General features: G+C 56.2%; 16 protein-coding genes. 12 read left to right on the top strand and 4 right to left on the bottom strand.

Going from position 1 to position 15,484, the window contains the following annotated elements:
• Position 1 precedes the first annotated feature (1 nt).
• From ACLBVC_RS22265 to uraH, 6 genes are read left to right on the top strand one after another with little or no spacing between them, the layout of a single operon-like run.
• Positions 2–652, top strand: a complete 651-nt coding sequence (locus tag ACLBVC_RS22265; protein ID WP_113877997.1) for an amino acid ABC transporter permease — start codon at positions 2–4, stop codon at positions 650–652.
• The gene (locus ACLBVC_RS22260) at positions 652–1,404 is read left to right on the top strand and encodes an amino acid ABC transporter ATP-binding protein (RefSeq protein ID WP_410151442.1); all 753 of its coding nucleotides are present in this window, start codon (positions 652–654) and stop codon (positions 1,402–1,404) included. The genes ACLBVC_RS22265 and ACLBVC_RS22260 overlap by 1 nt, the downstream gene beginning before the upstream one ends.
• An 18-nt stretch (positions 1,405–1,422) precedes the next feature.
• Positions 1,423–2,661 (top strand): pyridoxal-phosphate-dependent aminotransferase family protein, encoded by a 1,239-nt coding sequence (locus ACLBVC_RS22255; RefSeq protein ID WP_410151441.1) that lies wholly within the window; start codon positions 1,423–1,425, stop codon positions 2,659–2,661.
• Positions 2,661–3,935: an allantoate amidohydrolase gene (gene hpxK / locus ACLBVC_RS22250; protein WP_410151440.1), complete on the top strand. Its 1,275-nt coding sequence runs from the start codon at positions 2,661–2,663 to the stop codon at positions 3,933–3,935. Before ACLBVC_RS22255 ends, hpxK begins: the two co-directional genes overlap by 1 nt.
• Entirely contained in the window at positions 3,932–4,429 is a 498-nt protein-coding gene (uraD, locus tag ACLBVC_RS22245; RefSeq protein ID WP_410151439.1) for a 2-oxo-4-hydroxy-4-carboxy-5-ureidoimidazoline decarboxylase, read from the top strand. The genes hpxK and uraD overlap by 4 nt, the downstream gene beginning before the upstream one ends.
• On the top strand, positions 4,426–4,776 hold the full coding sequence (uraH, locus tag ACLBVC_RS22240; protein WP_410151438.1) for a hydroxyisourate hydrolase: 351 nt from the start codon (positions 4,426–4,428) through the stop codon (positions 4,774–4,776). Before uraD ends, uraH begins: the two co-directional genes overlap by 4 nt.
• Positions 4,777–4,789: 13 nt before the next feature.
• On the opposite strand, the gene ACLBVC_RS22235 is transcribed toward uraH, so the two are convergent.
• Positions 4,790–6,058 (bottom strand): glutamine amidotransferase-related protein, encoded by a 1,269-nt coding sequence (locus ACLBVC_RS22235; RefSeq protein WP_410151437.1) that lies wholly within the window; start codon positions 6,056–6,058, stop codon positions 4,790–4,792.
• Between the two features lie 211 nt (positions 6,059–6,269).
• Between ACLBVC_RS22235 and ACLBVC_RS22230 the strand changes: the two genes are divergently transcribed.
• Both ACLBVC_RS22230 and ACLBVC_RS22225 read left to right on the top strand, forming a co-directional pair.
• Positions 6,270–6,776, top strand: coding sequence for a DUF1993 domain-containing protein (locus ACLBVC_RS22230; protein WP_410151436.1), 507 nt, complete (start codon positions 6,270–6,272; stop codon positions 6,774–6,776).
• Positions 6,777–7,073: 297 nt separating this feature from the next.
• Positions 7,074–8,348, top strand: a complete 1,275-nt coding sequence (locus tag ACLBVC_RS22225; RefSeq protein WP_410151435.1) for a nucleoside deaminase — start codon at positions 7,074–7,076, stop codon at positions 8,346–8,348.
• Positions 8,349–8,451: 103 nt separating this feature from the next.
• On the opposite strand, the gene ACLBVC_RS22220 is transcribed toward ACLBVC_RS22225, so the two are convergent.
• Together ACLBVC_RS22220 and ACLBVC_RS22215 are read right to left on the bottom strand one after the other, a co-directional pair.
• Positions 8,452–9,225, bottom strand: a complete 774-nt coding sequence (locus tag ACLBVC_RS22220; protein ID WP_410151434.1) for an amidohydrolase — start codon at positions 9,223–9,225, stop codon at positions 8,452–8,454.
• Positions 9,213–10,373, bottom strand: a complete 1,161-nt coding sequence (locus tag ACLBVC_RS22215) for a pyridoxal phosphate-dependent aminotransferase (RefSeq protein WP_410151433.1) — start codon at positions 10,371–10,373, stop codon at positions 9,213–9,215. The genes ACLBVC_RS22220 and ACLBVC_RS22215 overlap by 13 nt, the downstream gene beginning before the upstream one ends.
• A gap of 186 nt (positions 10,374–10,559) precedes the next feature.
• On the opposite strand from ACLBVC_RS22215, the gene ACLBVC_RS22210 reads away from it, so the two are divergent.
• Genes ACLBVC_RS22210 through ACLBVC_RS22200 form a run of 3 tightly spaced genes read left to right on the top strand, consistent with a single transcriptional unit; the run spans position 10,560 to position 12,414 of the window.
• The gene (locus tag ACLBVC_RS22210; RefSeq protein ID WP_410151432.1) at positions 10,560–11,174 is read left to right on the top strand and encodes a methylthioribulose 1-phosphate dehydratase; all 615 of its coding nucleotides are present in this window, start codon (positions 10,560–10,562) and stop codon (positions 11,172–11,174) included.
• Positions 11,171–11,857, top strand: coding sequence for an acireductone synthase (mtnC, locus tag ACLBVC_RS22205; protein WP_410151431.1), 687 nt, complete (start codon positions 11,171–11,173; stop codon positions 11,855–11,857). Before ACLBVC_RS22210 ends, mtnC begins: the two co-directional genes overlap by 4 nt.
• Positions 11,858–11,868: 11 nt before the next feature.
• Positions 11,869–12,414, top strand: coding sequence for a 1,2-dihydroxy-3-keto-5-methylthiopentene dioxygenase (locus ACLBVC_RS22200; RefSeq protein ID WP_410151430.1), 546 nt, complete (start codon positions 11,869–11,871; stop codon positions 12,412–12,414).
• Between the two features lie 653 nt (positions 12,415–13,067).
• On the opposite strand, the gene mtnA is transcribed toward ACLBVC_RS22200, so the two are convergent.
• A complete protein-coding gene (gene mtnA, locus ACLBVC_RS22195) occupies positions 13,068–14,120 on the bottom strand; it encodes an S-methyl-5-thioribose-1-phosphate isomerase (protein WP_410151429.1) in 1,053 nt (350 codons plus the stop codon).
• Between the two features lie 117 nt (positions 14,121–14,237).
• Between mtnA and mtnK the strand changes: the two genes are divergently transcribed.
• Entirely contained in the window at positions 14,238–15,437 is a 1,200-nt protein-coding gene (gene mtnK, locus ACLBVC_RS22190; protein WP_410151428.1) for an S-methyl-5-thioribose kinase, read from the top strand.
• The last annotated feature ends 47 nt before the right edge of the window (positions 15,438–15,484 follow it).

Here is a 15,484-nt window from a genome sequence, read left to right as displayed (position 1 = left end):
GATGACGTTCACCGACTGGGACATTGTGCGCAACCTGCTGCTGGCGGCGCGCTGGACGTTACTGCTTTCACTGACGGCATTTATCGGCGGTACGCTGGTGACGCTGCCGCTGTTACTGATGCGTCTGACCAAACGTCGCTGGCCGACGCGCTTTGTGCGCCTGTATTCAGAATTATTCCAGGGCACGCCGCTGCTGATGCAGCTGTTTCTGGCGTTCTTCGGTCTCGGCCTGTTTGGCATAAACGTCAGCCCGTGGACCGCGGCGGCGCTGGCGCTGACTCTCTACACCAGCGCGTATCTGGTTGATATCTGGAGCGGCAGCATTGCGGCGCTGCCAAAAGGTCAGTGGGAAGCATCGCGCTGCCTCGGCCTGAATTTCGGCCAGACGTTGTGGCGCGTGATCACTCCGCAGGCGTTGCGGATTGCGATTGCGCCGACCGTAGGCTTTTCCGTTCAGGTGGTTAAAGGCACGGCGCTGGCGTCCATTATTGGTTTTGTCGAACTGACAAAAGCCGGAACGATGCTCAACAATGTGACGTATGAGCCGTTTAAAGTGTTCGGATTAGTGGCGCTGGGCTACTTCCTGATGTGCTATCCGCTGTCGCGTTACAGCCAGCATTTAGAAAAATCACTGCGTGGAGAGAAACAGTAATGCCACTGATCACCATCAATCAGGTTCAGAAATTTTACGGCCAGAACCATGTGCTGAAAGGCGTGGATCTGGACATCGACAGCGGCGAAGTGATCTCTATCATCGGCCGCAGCGGTTCCGGCAAAAGTACGCTTTTACGCTGCATAAACGGGCTGGAAGGCTATCAGGAAGGCAGCATCAAACTTGGCGGCATGACCATTACCGACCGTGATTCTCAGGCACGCGATATCAGCCGCTCGGTGGGCATGGTATTCCAGAGTTTCAATCTTTTCCCGCACATGACCGCGCTGGAAAACGTCATGTTAGCGCCGCGCCGCGTACTGAAAAAATCCGCGGCGGAATGCCGTGAACTGGCCGCGCAGATGCTGGCGAAAGTCGGGCTGGCGGATCGCATGGATTATTATCCGTCGAACCTTTCCGGCGGCCAGCAGCAACGTGTGGCGATTGCCCGTGCGCTGGCGATGAACCCGAAAGTGTTGCTGTGCGATGAAATTACTTCCGCGCTGGATCCGGAGCTGGTGGGTGAAGTCCTCAAAGTGCTGGAGCAACTGGCGAAAGAGGGCATGACGCTGGTGCTGGTGACGCATGAAATGAATTTTGCCCGCGAAGTGGGCGACCGCGTGGTGTTTATGCATCAGGGCACCGTGTGGGAACAGGGCGAAAGCCGCGCGCTGTTTGCCAATCCGCAAACGCCGGAGTTAAAACAATTTATCGCATCCGTTCGTGGCTTAAACGAAGCCACCGCAAGTTAACATTTTAAAGGATTAACTATGTCAGGCATTCAAACACTCGGACAAATCAACCCGCCAACCCGTCTGCTGATGGGGCCGGGACCAATCAACGCCGATCCGCGCGTGCTGCGGGCGATGGCGAGCCAGCTGGTCGGGCAATATGACCCGGTAATGACCGGCTACATGAACGAAGTAATGGCGCTGTATCGCGCGTTGTACAAAACCGAAAATCAGTGGACGTTCCTGATCGACGGCACCTCGCGCGCCGGTATCGAAGCCGTGTTGCTTTCCGGCATCCGCCCGGGCGATAAAGTGCTGGTGCCGGTGTTTGGTCGTTTCGGGCATCTGCTGTGTGAAATCGCCCGCCGTTGTCGGGCCGAAGTGCATACTATCGAAGCGCCGTGGGGCGAAGTGTTTGATCCGCAGCAAATTGAAGACGCCATTAAATCGGTGAAACCGCGCTGGCTGCTGACCGTGCAGGGCGATACGTCCACCACCATGTTGCAGCCGCTGGAGCAACTGGGTGAGATCTGCCGCCGTCACGGCGTGCTGTTCTATTCCGATACCACGGCTTCGCTGGGTGGTAACCCGATGGAAACCGATGCCTGGGGTTTAGACGCGGTTTCTGCCGGTTTGCAGAAATGCCTCGGCGGTCCGTCCGGCAGCTCGCCGGTCACTATCAGCCCGCGCTTCGAAGAACAAATCCGCCGCCGTAAATGCGTCGAGCAGGGGATCCGCACTGCCGATCACGCCGATGGCGACGAAGAGATGATCTACTCCAACTATTTCGATCTGGGCATGATCATGGATTATTGGGGCCCGGAACGTCTGAACCATCATACCGAAGCGACCAGCATGCTGTTTGCCGCCCGCGAGTGCGCGCGCATCATTCTGGAAGAAGGGCTGGATAACGGCATCGCCCGCCACGAACTGCACGGCGGCGCGCTGCTGGCGGGGATTCAGGGAATGGGGCTGGACGTCTTTGGCGACCTGAATCATCGCATGAATAACGTGCTGGGCGTGGTGATCCCGCAAGGCATTCACGGCGAGCAGGTGCGTCAGATGATGCTCAATGATTTCAGCATTGAAATCGGCACCTCGTTTGGTCCGCTGGCCGGGAAAATCTGGCGCATCGGCACGATGGGTTACAACGCGCGTAAAGACTGCGTATTGCAGACGCTGGTGGCGCTGGAAGCGGTGCTGAACCGTCTGGGCTTTGCGTCGAAATACGGCGCGGGCGCGCAGGCAGCCTGGGATCATTACGCAGGAGGTCAGTAATGGCAGAAGCCCTTACGCTGGCCGCGGTTTCCCACAGTGCTGCCCGCGCAGCCGGACGGGTGATGGCGCGCTGCGATACGCTGGCCGCCATCAGCGAAACGCCGGGTCAGCTGACCCGCGTGTATCTTTCCGCTGAACATTTACAGGCTAACCGTCAGGTCGGTGAATGGATGGCGGAGGCCGGAATGCGCGTCTGGCAGGACAGCGTCGGCAATATTTGCGGGCGCTACGAAGGGCAGGATCCTTCCGCGCCTGCGCTGCTGCTCGGTTCGCATCTCGACAGTGTACGCAATGCGGGGCGCTATGACGGCCCGTTGGGCGTGCTGACGGCGCTGGAAGTGGTTTCACATTTGCATCAGAACGGGATCCGCCTGCCGATGGCTGTGGAAATTGTCGGGTTCTGCGATGAAGAAGGCACACGTTTTGGCATCACATTATTGGGCAGCCGGGGTCTGACCGGCACCTGGCCTGCTGACTGGCTGGAACGTCAGGACGCGCAGGGGATCACTGTCGCGCAGGCGATGGAAAATGTCGGGCTCAGCCCGCTGGCGATCGGCGCATCACAGCGTGCGGTCAGCGATTTTTGCGCGTATCTGGAGTTGCATATCGAGCAGGGGCCGTGTCTGCAAACGGCCAATGTTCCGCTCGGCGTTGTCACTGCGATTAACGGCGCACGTCGCCTGAATTGCGAATTCACCGGCCACGCCGGTCACGCCGGAACCGTGCCGATGGGGCAGCGTCAGGACGCCCTGACCGCCGCCGCCGAATGGACGCTGGCGATTGAAACCCTCGCAACCACGGCCGGTCGTAATCTGGTGGCTACCGTCGGCACGCTGGAATGTTTGCCGGGTGCGGTGAATGTCATTCCGGGGCAGGTGAAACTCTCCCTAGACGTGCGCGGGCCGCGCGATGAGGATCTATGCGCGCTGCTGAAAGTCCTGCTGGCGCAGGGGCATGAGATCGCCACCCGTCGCGGCCTGACGTTTGCCGCCGAGCAGTTTTACGGCATCAGCGCGACAGAGTGCGACGAAAGTTTGCAGCACCGCCTGAGCCAGAGCATTCTGCATTTGCAGGGGCAGGCGATGTCGCTGCCAAGCGGCGCCGGGCACGACGCGATAGCGATGGCCGAATGCTGGCCGGTCGGCATGCTGTTTGTGCGCTGCAAAGATGGCATCAGCCATCATCCTGATGAATCTGTTACTACCGGCGATGTGGCGTATGCGGTGCAGGCGTATATCAATACGGTACTGAGTTTCGACGGAGGCCATCTGTGACCCCTGAGGAATTTAATGCGCTGTCTGAATTCGAAGCTGTCGCGCTGCTCCGCCCGCTGGTGAATATTCCCGGCTGGGCGCAGAAAGTCAGCGACGGGCGTCCGTATTCTTCGGTGGAACAGGCGCTGCAAAGCGCCGAAGCAGCCTGCGAAAGCTGGCAGCCGGACGACATCATCCGGGCGTTGTCCGCGCATCCGCGTATCGGCGAGCGGGCGAACGGCAGCGGTAAAGAAGCGCAACTTTCCCGTGGCGAGCAGGCGACGCTCAATATCAGCCAGCAGGCTGTTATTGATGCGCTGCATGACGGCAATCAGCGTTACGAACAGCGTTTCGGGCGGGTTTTTCTGATACGCGTCAAAGGCCGCAGTTCAGAGGAAATTCTCGAGAACCTGCAACGGCGCTTACAGAATTCACCGGAAGCCGAATATCAGGAAACCGCGCAGCAGCTGAAAGAAATCACACTGTTACGCTTTAAGGAGAGTTTGCAATCATGACGTCTGTTTCCAAAACGAAAGTCACCACGCATATTCTTGATACGTCGCTCGGCCAGCCCGCAGCTGGCGTGCGCGTCTGGCTTGAAAAACTCGACGGACAGAAAATCACGCTCATCGCTGAAACGCAAACTGATGCCGATGGCCGCGCCGCAAAACTCACGCCGGAGCCGGTGCCCTCCGGTCATTACCGGCTTTGTGCAGACATCGGCGCGTATTTTTCCGCCACAAACCGCGAAACCCTTTATCACTCGGCGATTATCGACGTGGTGATTTCCGGCGAGCAGGATCACTATCATCTGCCTTTGTTAATCAGCCCCTATTCGTATTCGACGTACAGAGGCTCCTGATTTTCCAGGTTATTCAGCCCATCGATAAATGCGGGTGGCGCAGCCGTACGCTTTTGGTCAGCGCAGAATGGCTGACGTCGTGGTCGCGGTTGCTCTGGCGGACTTGTTGCAGAAAGGCCATCAGCAACGGATTGGGGCGTTCGCGGCGCGACATCAGCTCCGGTTGCCCCTGTACGCCCATGAAGAACGGGTGATTATTCAGCTCAATGGCCTGCGCCTGTTCCCCGCTTTCGTCTGTCCCTGAAATTTTCAGCCCGGCGCTTTCCAGCTCCGCCAGCAAATGCGGATTCAGACAGCGACGCTGGTTATAACGCAGCGTAAATTCCTCGCCCATCTTGTTTGCCAGTAACGTGCCACTGCGGCTCAGCACCGTATGGTTGCCCAGACGTTGTTGCTGATGGCGGCTGAGTGGCAAACTGGTTTGCAGGCTGTTGAGGCTCGACGGCCCGTGCATTACCACGCGCTCCTGGCCGAGAACGCGCTGCCCGAAGGCCGTCACCATCTGGTGCATACCCTGATTAATCCCCAGCAGCGGCGTCTGGTTTTCCAGCGCCCAGACTGCGCTTGCCAGCTGGCTGACCGGATGATCGCCGGACGTCAGTGTGGTGCCCGGCAAAATAATGCCATCAACGTCATATAGCGTGGAATCGAGCTGACTGCCGAGCAGCGAAGGCGTCACCCAGACGATGTCAATGTTCATTGCCAGTGCATCGGCGGCATCTCCCAGTGCAGCGAGCATCGCCGGATAGCTGTCGCGCTGCTCACAAAAATCGCCGACTATCGCCATGCGCAGGGTCTTTCCGGCGCGCATGACCGGCTGCGAAACTGAGCCGAGTGCCCAGCGGCCAAACGCATCGCGCCCCCAGCCGTTACTGCGAATTTTTCCGGACTCGCTGTCTACGAGTTGAAATTTTTCCTGATTGCGCACCACGCTTAATGACTCCACGCTGATGCCGTGCCCGGCGATTTTGGCGGCCAACGCCGGGGATAACGGTTCGCGCAGCGGCACCACGATGTCTTCCTTAAGTGCCCGATAAATCAGTGATTCCAGACCGGATTCTTCACCCGCGCCACGCCCGGTCAGGCGCTCCAGCCAGACCAGTCCGCAGGTCAGCGCATGGCCCTGCGCCGTGACGTGCTGGCGCGCATTCGGATAATGTTTTACATCATGACTGACGGGAAAGTGACAGAGCGGCAAAGCGCGTAATTCAGCAAGTATCGCTGCCATCGCGCCGTACAACGCAGGTTCGGGCGTGGAGTGTGCAATAAAGGTGATGGTCATCAGGAGTCCTCTGTCAGATGTTTTTGCGGGGGAATTAAATGCAAGAAGCGATCCACCCCGACCGGTGTTTACATGCTTTGACAAAAAGGGCAGGCTACGTCGCAAAGGCGAATTTTAGCCGCCACGGACTACTACAAAACGTCACGCTGTTTAGACCATAACGCGCTAATGTATCGCCGGTTGTTCTAACCCCATTCATTAAGGAAGCATCATGTCAGCATCTCTGTATGGCAGCACGGCGGCACAGTTTGTACGTGGTTTAAAGAATCTTTCGGCGTTGCTGGAAAAAGGCGCGGCGTGGGCGCAGGAAAACGGAAAATCTGCAGAAGAAGTGCTGAATACCCGTCTGGCGGCGGACATGTATCCGCTGGCGCGTCAGGTGCAAATCACCAGCGATATGTCGAAAGGCGCAATCGCCCGTCTGGCCGGTGTCACCGCCCCTGCGATGGAAGACAATGAAGTCACATTCGCGGATTTGCAGGAGCGTATCGCGAAAACTCTGCGCTTTATCGAAAGCGTAAAACCGGAACAGCTGGAAGGCGATGAATCCCGCGCCATCGTGGTAAAAGGCAAAAACCATGAATTGACCTTTACCGCACACAGCTACGTCACTACGTTTGCGATACCGAACTTCTACTTCCACATCACTACCGCGTACAATATTTTGCGCCATCTGGGCGTGAATATCGGCAAGTTCGATTTTATCGGGCAGGTTTAAGTCCGTTATTATTTAATTACCTGAATCGCTAATTAAATATTCGCCCTGAAATATATAATTCAGGGCGGTATTGTGAAATCTATATTCACCCGAATTATAATAAAATGAATCCCTCTCTAAATAACTTCAGATTTATAAAATAAACCCGGTGTCATCGCTGGCACAACACCTTCCGTTTTTTTAATTCAGATTAATTTGTCACGATGCAGTCTCTTTAATTCCGGCGTGTTTATAAAATCACGCTTCGCGAATTACTGAATCTTAATCAATACACTTAATCTAACGGAAGGAATTAATATGTGTAATTGCAACTGTAATTCATTAAAAGCCCCAGCAGTTAAAGCGGGTGAAACGTATGTGACGGTCGAAACGGCGGCCACTGCGGCGGCAGAACAGGCACTGGTGGCCTATTGTCAGAATACATTCAGCGTGGGTGGCGTTATGCTCGATGCCAGCGGTAATGTGCTGAATGCGATTAATAATAACGTGGTTAAAAATAATATGACCAGCGATCCGACGGCTCACGGTGAACGTCAGTTAATTGACTGGTATTATGCGCAGATTGAAGCGGGTGTCGATATGCCACCGCCGTCTGATATTACCATTGTGACGTCGCTGGATCCGTGCTGTATGTGTACCGGTTCTATTATTACCGGAGGATTTAACGTTATCTCTGCCGCTTTCGATACATATTCTGGTATTAACTGGGATACCAAAGCAGATTTCCCGACGCTTTCGCCTGAGCTGGCGCAGGTGGCAAAAAATACTTTCAGCTATCCGGCAGTTAACGGGAATAACTGTTTTACCCGCGATGCCAGTTCAGCGCCGGTGCCGGCTTTCTTCACCGACGCTGTTATGGATGTTCAGACGGTGGCGCTGTGTGAAACGGCTTTCGATGCCACGCTGACGCAGGTTAAAGCCAGTATCAATACGGATTTAACGCCTGATTCTCTCAAAGATATCAAATTGCTGCCAGCTGATAACCCGGTTGTGGTTGCGTTAAAAGCCCTTTATCCGGACGCGCTAAGCTATACCGCGCCATCCCGCGGGCAGCCGGATGAAGGGCTTGCGCCTTATCTCATTGCGGCCGCAAATCAGGATATTGCGCAGGGTGGCGCAGGGAATGCCGTGGCGTTTCTCGATTATTACGGCAACTTGCTGATGTGTTTGTCGGGGAACGAAAAAGCCTCGCTAATTCAGACGGCGTTTTTGCTGGTGACCCGTAATTATGCACAGCTGCGTTACAACCTGCGAAGCAGCCTGAGTGATGATGAAGTGTTGCCTTATCTCGGCCATCCTAAATACGGCACGTTTGTGTTTGCGCATGGTCCGGATGAGTCATCGCACAGCCTGATTGAACTCGGCGCCTACGGTTCCACCATGGAAGGGGCGTTGCCGCCGGAAAATCCGAACTCGTTCCAGTATGGCGTGCCGACGATTGCCCAGACCGATCTGGATGCCTATTGTCAGACACTGCCACCGCTATACAGCCAGGAGATCCAGATTCATCCGCAGCAGGTGGCAAACTCGGATCTGATCAACGCGCTGATTGCCGGTTTGCCGAAACCGTAATTTCCTCTCAGCAATCACCTGTAAATAATCATCAATAAATAAAAGCCCACCGGCTGCAAATACAGCGGGTGGGCTTTCTGATGTTTATGTGTTGCCGTTTTCTTTAATCGTGCAGAAGGAACGTATCGGAATCGCGCCACGCCGGGAAAGCTTCGCGGTATTCCTGTAACGCTTCCAGAGACAGTTCGGCGTCGATAATCATTGCCGAACCCGGCTCGGCGCGCGCCAGTTCTTCACCCAGCGGATTAATGATCAGGCTGTCGCCGCTGTAATGATGGCCGTTATCGTCATCCCCGACGCGGTTGCAACCGGCGACGTAGGCCTGATTTTCGATTGCACGCGCCATGAGCAGCGCTTGCCAGTGATGGCTGCGGCGGGCAGGCCAGTTGGCGACGTACAGTGCCAGATCGTAATCCTGCTGATTGCGCGAATAGACCGGGAAACGCAGGTCGTAACAGACTTGCGGCAGAATACGCCAGCCGCGCCATTCGACGATTTCACGGCGTTTGCCCGGCACGTAATAATTGTGTTCGCCCGCCATGCGGAACAGATGGCGTTTATCGTAGGAATGCACTTTACCCTGCGGCTCGACCAGCAGGAAACGGTTTACCGCGCCTTCCGTCGTGCTCAGCGCCACGCTGCCGCCAATCATTGCACCGAGTTTTTTCGCCCACTGATGCAGCCAGTCCACCACGCGGGACTGCGGCAGTGCGCTGCCCGGAGCCTGCATGGCGAAACCGGTGGTGAACATTTCCGGCAGAATAATCAGGTCGCGGCCGGTCAGTGATCCCAGCAGACCGTCGAAATGCGCGAGGTTGGCCTCGCCGTCCAGCCACACCAGCGGCTGTTGCAACACGGACAGTTTTAAAGTTGACACAGGCGCTCCGCAGCAGCGTCCAGCGTGGTTTCCTGTTTGGCAAAGCACAGCCGGATCAGTTTATGTGGGAAGGGCGCGGCGCAGAATACCGACATCGGAATGGCCGCAACGCCCACATGTTCAGTCAGCCAGTGGCAGAATGCAACATCGTCCAGATCCGAGACTTCGCTGTAATCCACCAGCAGGAAATACGTGCCCTGGCTTGGCAACACTTTCAGACGGCTGTTCGCCAGCCCTTGCGCCAGACGGTCACGCTTGGCCTGATAAAACGCCGGTAATTCCTGCCAGTGCTCCGGCGCTTCCCGCAGCATATCCGCCAGCGCCAGCTGAACCGGCGTGGTGATCGAAAACGTCAGATACTGGTGAACTTTGCGCAATTCGGCGCTGATAATCGCCGGAGCGATGCAATAACCCACGCGCCAGCCGGTCATGTGATAAGTCTTGCCGAAAGAAGACACCGCGATGGCGCGCTGACGCAGTTGCGGGTGGCGCAGCACGCTGGCGTGGCCTTCCGGCGCAAAGCAGATGTGTTCGTATACTTCGTCGCTGAGCACAAAAATGTGTTTATCAGCAATGGTTTGCCAGAGCTGCTCAATGTCGCTGTGGCTCCAGACCGTGGCCGACGGATTGTGCGGCGTGTTGATGATGACCAGCTTTGTCCGATCCGTAATCTGGTCGGCAAATTCCGCCCAGTTCACTTTGAACTCCGGCGGCTGAAGCTGAATGCGCTTCATCACGCCGCCCGCCAGTTCTACCGCAGGCGCGTAGCAGTCGTAGCTCGGGTCAAACGCAATCACTTCGTCGCCTTTCGAAACCAGCGCGGTGATAGCGATGTACAAAGATTCGGTGGCGCCGGCGGTGATCGTGATGTCGGTATTGGCATCCGGCGCGTAGCCGTAAATCTGTTCGGTTTTTGCGGCAATCGCTTCACGCAATGGCGCGGTGCCGGTCATCGGCGCGTACTGGTTCGCGCCCTGACTGACGTGATACGCCAGACGGTTGCGCAGATACTCGGGGCCATCGAAATCAGGGAAACCCTGAGACAGGTTAATGGCGTTGTGCTTCTGCGCCAGGGCACTCATCTGAGTAAAAATGGTGGTGCCGAGGGAAGGAAGCTTACTTTCGGGGATCAGTGCGGCTGTGCTCATGGCGGGTCAATACTCCTGGACCGGTGCAGATAGCGATGTTGCTCACAATATAACACGATGTTAATATTTGGCAATCGAGACGCTTAGATGGCTAAATGCTAATTCAATCTAGGCCATATCAATTATTTATATATCGCGGTTTTCACTCCGAACTCAGGCCCTCAACGCACGATTTCTAGGATTACGATGACAGAGAATTTGCAACCGGGCGCGCTGCTGGCGGCCTGTCACTGGATTGGTCAGAAGGGCTGGAGCCCGGCGACAGGTGGGAATATGTCGGTGCGTTCGGGCGACAAACATTGCCTGATCACCGAATCGGGGAAGGACAAAGGCTCGCTGACCGCAGATGATTTTCTGCTGGTTGAGCTGGAAAGCGGCCTCGCGCCAAGCGGACGCCGCCCGTCGGCGGAAACTGGCCTGCACACGATGCTCTATTCCCGCTATCCTGAAACAGGTGCGGTGCTGCATACACATTCGGTTAATTCGACCGTTTTGTCCCGCGTGGAACGCAGCGGGTCGCTGGTGCTGGAAGGCTACGAAATGCAAAAATCGCTGAGCGGCCAGACGACGCACCTTGATCAGGTGGTGATCCCGATTTTCGACAATAGCCAGGACATCTCTGCGCTGGTGCAGAAGATTATTTCCAGCACGGAGCACACGCCGTTGCAGTATGGTTTTCTGCTGCGCGGCCACGGTCTCACCTGCTGGGGACGGGATGTGGCGGAAGCACGCCGCCATCTGGAAGGGCTGGAATTTCTGTTCCAGTGTGAACTGCAACGCCGCTTGCTGGAGGCCAAATGATCCGCGCCATCGTCACTGATATTGAAGGCACCACCACAGATATCCGTTTTGTGCATCAGGTGTTATTCCCCTATGCCCGTCAGCGCCTCGCCGAATTTCTGCGCCACCAGCACGAAGAGCCGGAAGTGGCAGCTGCGCTGAACGCATTGAGGGCCGACATCGACCGCCCGCAGGCCAGCGTCGAAGCCCTGATTGAGCAGCTTTTTACCTACATGGACAACGACGTCAAATCGACGCCGCTGAAAGTGTTGCAGGGCATTATCTGGCGCACCGGTTATGAGAACGGTGATTTCCGCGGGCATCTGTACGCGGATGTCGCGCCGCAATTAGAAGCCTGGAAAACCGATGGTTTGCAGCTTTGCGTGTATTCTTCCGGTTCCGTTGACGCGCAAAAACTGCTGTTTGGTTACAGTGATGCGGGCGACCTCACGCCGCTGTTCAGCGGATATTTCGACACCCGCGTTGGCGGCAAGCGTGAAACAGAATCCTATCAGAACATCGCCGAACAGCTGATTTTACCGCCCGCTGATTTGCTGTTTTTATCGGACATCCGTCAGGAACTGGACGCTGCGCGCTTAGCGGGCTGGCACACCTGTCAGCTGATCCGTGATGACGCTGACGAACTCAGCGACCACCTGCAAGTGAATCGTTTTGATCAGATAGCCTTAGAAACATTCTTATAAGAGGGTTGACCATGAGTGCATTGACGATTTTTAGTGACCAGGATCCTTCCGCGCCAGTTTGGGAAAGCCGTGACGGAGAGGCCATCGCTGCGGAACTGAACAAGATTGACGTGCGTTTCGAGCGCTGGCAGGCCGACCGTGATTTAGGCGATAACCCACAGCCGCAGGACGTGATCGCCGCGTATCAGCATGAAATCGACAAGCTGGTGGAAGAGAAGGGCTATCAGAGCTGGGATGTGATCAGCATGCGCCCGGACAACGAACAGCGTGAAGTGCTGCGCACCAAATTCCTCTCCGAGCATACCCACGGCGAAGACGAAGTGCGTTTCTTCGTGGAAGGCGCCGGGCTGTTCTGCCTGCATCTGAACGGTAAGATTTTCCAGATCTTGTGTGAGAAGAACGATCTGATTTCCGTCCCCGCGAATACCCGTCACTGGTTTGATATGGGCGGTTCACCGTCGTTTACGGCGATTCGGGTGTTTGATAATCCGGAAGGATGGGTGGCGCATTTTACAGGCGATGGTATCGCGGATAAGTACCCGAGGATGGGGGAATAAGCTTTTTAGAAAAGCTTTTAAAATTTCTTTTTAAGGTCAAAACCTTGGGTTGCCACCCAAACCGGCCTCAAGGAGCGCCTGTCGCCGCGCCCCTTGAGAATCCCGGGCTCTTAAACTGCGCGCTACCGCTGGGTCGATGGACATGTTCTGGCACAATCGAATGTGGCGCGAAATCTTGCCGCTGCGCGGTTCCTTCCCTACGGGCTTCGAGCCTTGCGGTCTCGAACCCTCGGTCAGCAAAATTTCTGAGCGCGCCATCTCACCTATCTAAAAAACAAAACCAGTCTGATTTTGAATTTTGATAAGCCTCCGGCCGCTTTCAAAAAGCATGCTGACTTACATAGCCAGTGGCCGCTTTCAGAAAGCTTGCCGAGCGAAGTGTTTCGAGACCAATGGCCCGAAACCGAGTAAGGGAACCGCGCAGCGGCAAGTTTTCGCGGCAATCACTCTTGTGTCTGAAACATAGCCAGCGAGCGATAGCGCGCAGTTAGAAAGACGCGGAGATTCCAAAGAGGCCCCGTCCTGGGCCTCTTTGGTCGGTTTCGGCGCAAGCCGCTGAGCGATCACTGCACATGAAAAACCGAAACTTCCGCAGTACCGCCTTTAGCGCTACATGCTGCACATGAAAAACCGAAATTTCCGCAATACCGCCTTTAGCGCTGCCCGCGGCTCAGCCCAGCCGCCAAGGAAGCCGCGAAGACCCCTTCGCGCACCTGCGCAGGCGTCACCACCCCCACATCCAGTACCCATCCACTGATGAGCTCTGCCGGTGTCACATCAAACGCCGGGTTATAAACTTTTGCATCCTCCGGAGCCCACTGCACGGAACCAAAACTGCCGGAAACGCCGGTGACTTCGCGGGCGTCGCGTTGTTCGATAGGAATGTCTGCGCCGTTCGGGCAAAGCGGATCGTGCGTGGTGTGCGGCGCGGCGACGTAGAACGGGATGCCGTGGTATTTCGCCAGAACCGCCAGGCTGTAAGTGCCGATCTTGTTGGCCACGTCGCCGTTGGCAGCGATGCGGTCAGCGCCGACCCAGACGGCGTCAACGCGTTTTTGTGCCATCAGGCTGGCGGCCATCGAGTCGCAAATCAGCTGATAGGGAATGCCCAGTTCGCCAAGCTCCCACGCCGTGAGGCGGCCTCCCTGCAATAACGGGCGCGTTTCATCGACCCAAACCTGTTCAACATTTCCCTGCTCATGCGCACGGCGGATCACGCCAATGGCCGTGCCGACGCCCGCTGTCGCCAGCCCGCCGGTGTTGCAGTGGGTCAGCAAACGGCTGCCCGGCGTCACAAGCGTTGCGCCGTGCGTTGCAATGCTTTCACACAGCGCGCGGTCTTCATCCACCAGGCGCAGCGCCTCGGCCGTTAGCGCGGTGACGAAATCGGGCTGCTGTAACGCGATTTTCATGCGGTCGAGATTGTTCATCAGATTCACCGCCGTCGGGCGTGAGGCGCGAAGGATGTTCAGCGAATGCGACAGTTCATCCTGCTTCATGCCCTGTTCAGCCAGCAACGCCAGTAGCAGGCTGGCGGATAAACCAATCAGCGGCGCACCGCGCACGCGCAGGGTACGGATGTGATCCACCAGATCGCTGACATCGCGACATTCGCGCCAGTCGGAACGTTGTGGCAGGGCCTGTTGATCGAGGATCCACAGTTGGTTTTCGCGAATACGTAAACTGGTGGTTGTGAGGCTTTGCATTGTTGGTTAAATCCTTGTTGCCCGGTTGCATCTGTTCACTTATTCTGCCAACATGTTTTATGGATGTATAGACGTCTAAACACTTTTAAGGCTAAAAGAAAATTTCGAGAGGTCAGGATGTCGCGCTACTACACATTTACCGCCGAAGATGCTGTTGAATATGCCCGTAAATACGGTGGCGTAGCAGATCCGCAATCTCTGGTCACTGCCGATGAAATCGGTGACGGAAACCTGAATCTGGTGTTTAAAATTCGTGATACCACGGGCAAAAGCCGGGTGATCGTGAAACAGGCGTTGCCTTATGTGCGTTGCGTCGGGGAATCCTGGCCGCTGACGCTTGACCGCGCGCGCATCGAAGCCGAAACGCTGATTATTCACGGTCAGTATTGCCCGCAGCATACGGTGAAAGTGTTGCATCACGACGCCGAACTGGCGGTGATGGTTCAGGAAGATTTGTCGGATCATCAGATCTGGCGCAGCGAGCTGGTGCAGGGCAAATACTTCCCGCAGGCCGCCAGCCAGCTGGGTGAATATCTGGCGCAGACACTTTTCCATACCTCCGATTTCTATCAGAACGCGCAGACCAAGAAAGCCGAAGTTTCACGCTTTACCAACCCGGAACTTTGCCAGATCACCGAAGATCTGTTCTTCACCGATCCTTATGTCGATCATGAACGGAATAATTATGATCCGGTTTTGCAGCCTGAAGTCGATGCGCTGCGTGCCGATAAACCTTTGCGACTGGCGGTGGCGGCGCTCAAGCATCGTTTCCTGAGCAAAGCCGAAGCGTTGCTGCACGGCGATATTCACAGCGGTTCGATTTTTGTGGCCGAAGGCAAGCTGAAAGCCATTGATGCCGAGTTCGGTTATTACGGTCCTGTCGGTTTTGACCCGGGTTCGGCTATCGGTAATTTGCTGCTGAACTATTGCGGTTTGCCGGGGCTGGTGGGCGTGCGTGAAGCGGCTGACGGTCGCGAGCAGCGCCTGAAAGATGTGCGCGAACTGTGGCTGAGCTTTTCCGAACGTTTCCTGCAACTGGCGCGTGAAAAATCACAGGATCCGGCGCTGGCCGAAGCGGGTTACGCCGGTATTTTCTTGCAGGAAGTCTGGCACGATGCGGTCGGATATTGCGGCGCGGAATTAATCCGTCGCACCATCGGGCTGGCGCACGTGGCCGATCTTGATTCCATCAAAGACGACGCAATGCGTGCTGACTGCCAGCGCCACGCGCTGAGTCTCGGAAAATGGCTGATTCTGACGGCACCGCACATCAGTGATGTGGAATCCTTTATCGCGCGCATCCGCCAGTTCAGCTGAGTTTTCGCGTAAAAAAGTGCAAGCCGGGGCTTCTGCACCGGCTTTGT

The organism is Rahnella selenatireducens (assembly GCF_046449555.1).
Taxonomy (GTDB): domain Bacteria; phylum Pseudomonadota; class Gammaproteobacteria; order Enterobacterales; family Enterobacteriaceae; genus Rahnella; species Rahnella selenatireducens.
The sequence above is the reverse complement of the archived record's forward strand: the minus strand, read 5'-3'. Positions and strand labels throughout refer to the sequence as shown.

Coding starts and splice junctions, on each gene's coding strand:
- ACLBVC_RS22265 (WP_113877997.1), top strand. CDS start 2: ATGACGTTCACCGACTGGGACATTGTGCGCAACCTGCTGCTGGCGGCG.
- ACLBVC_RS22260 (WP_410151442.1), top strand. CDS start 652: ATGCCACTGATCACCATCAATCAGGTTCAGAAATTTTACGGCCAGAAC.
- ACLBVC_RS22255 (WP_410151441.1), top strand. CDS start 1,423: ATGTCAGGCATTCAAACACTCGGACAAATCAACCCGCCAACCCGTCTG.
- hpxK (WP_410151440.1), top strand. CDS start 2,661: ATGGCAGAAGCCCTTACGCTGGCCGCGGTTTCCCACAGTGCTGCCCGC.
- uraH (WP_410151438.1), top strand. CDS start 4,426: ATGACGTCTGTTTCCAAAACGAAAGTCACCACGCATATTCTTGATACG.
- ACLBVC_RS22235 (WP_410151437.1), bottom strand. CDS start 6,058: ATGACCATCACCTTTATTGCACACTCCACGCCCGAACCTGCGTTGTAC.
- ACLBVC_RS22230 (WP_410151436.1), top strand. CDS start 6,270: ATGTCAGCATCTCTGTATGGCAGCACGGCGGCACAGTTTGTACGTGGT.
- ACLBVC_RS22225 (WP_410151435.1), top strand. CDS start 7,074: ATGTGTAATTGCAACTGTAATTCATTAAAAGCCCCAGCAGTTAAAGCG.
- ACLBVC_RS22215 (WP_410151433.1), bottom strand. CDS start 10,373: ATGAGCACAGCCGCACTGATCCCCGAAAGTAAGCTTCCTTCCCTCGGC.
- ACLBVC_RS22210 (WP_410151432.1), top strand. CDS start 10,560: ATGACAGAGAATTTGCAACCGGGCGCGCTGCTGGCGGCCTGTCACTGG.
- mtnC (WP_410151431.1), top strand. CDS start 11,171: ATGATCCGCGCCATCGTCACTGATATTGAAGGCACCACCACAGATATC.
- ACLBVC_RS22200 (WP_410151430.1), top strand. CDS start 11,869: ATGAGTGCATTGACGATTTTTAGTGACCAGGATCCTTCCGCGCCAGTT.
- mtnA (WP_410151429.1), bottom strand. CDS start 14,120: ATGCAAAGCCTCACAACCACCAGTTTACGTATTCGCGAAAACCAACTG.
- mtnK (WP_410151428.1), top strand. CDS start 14,238: ATGTCGCGCTACTACACATTTACCGCCGAAGATGCTGTTGAATATGCC.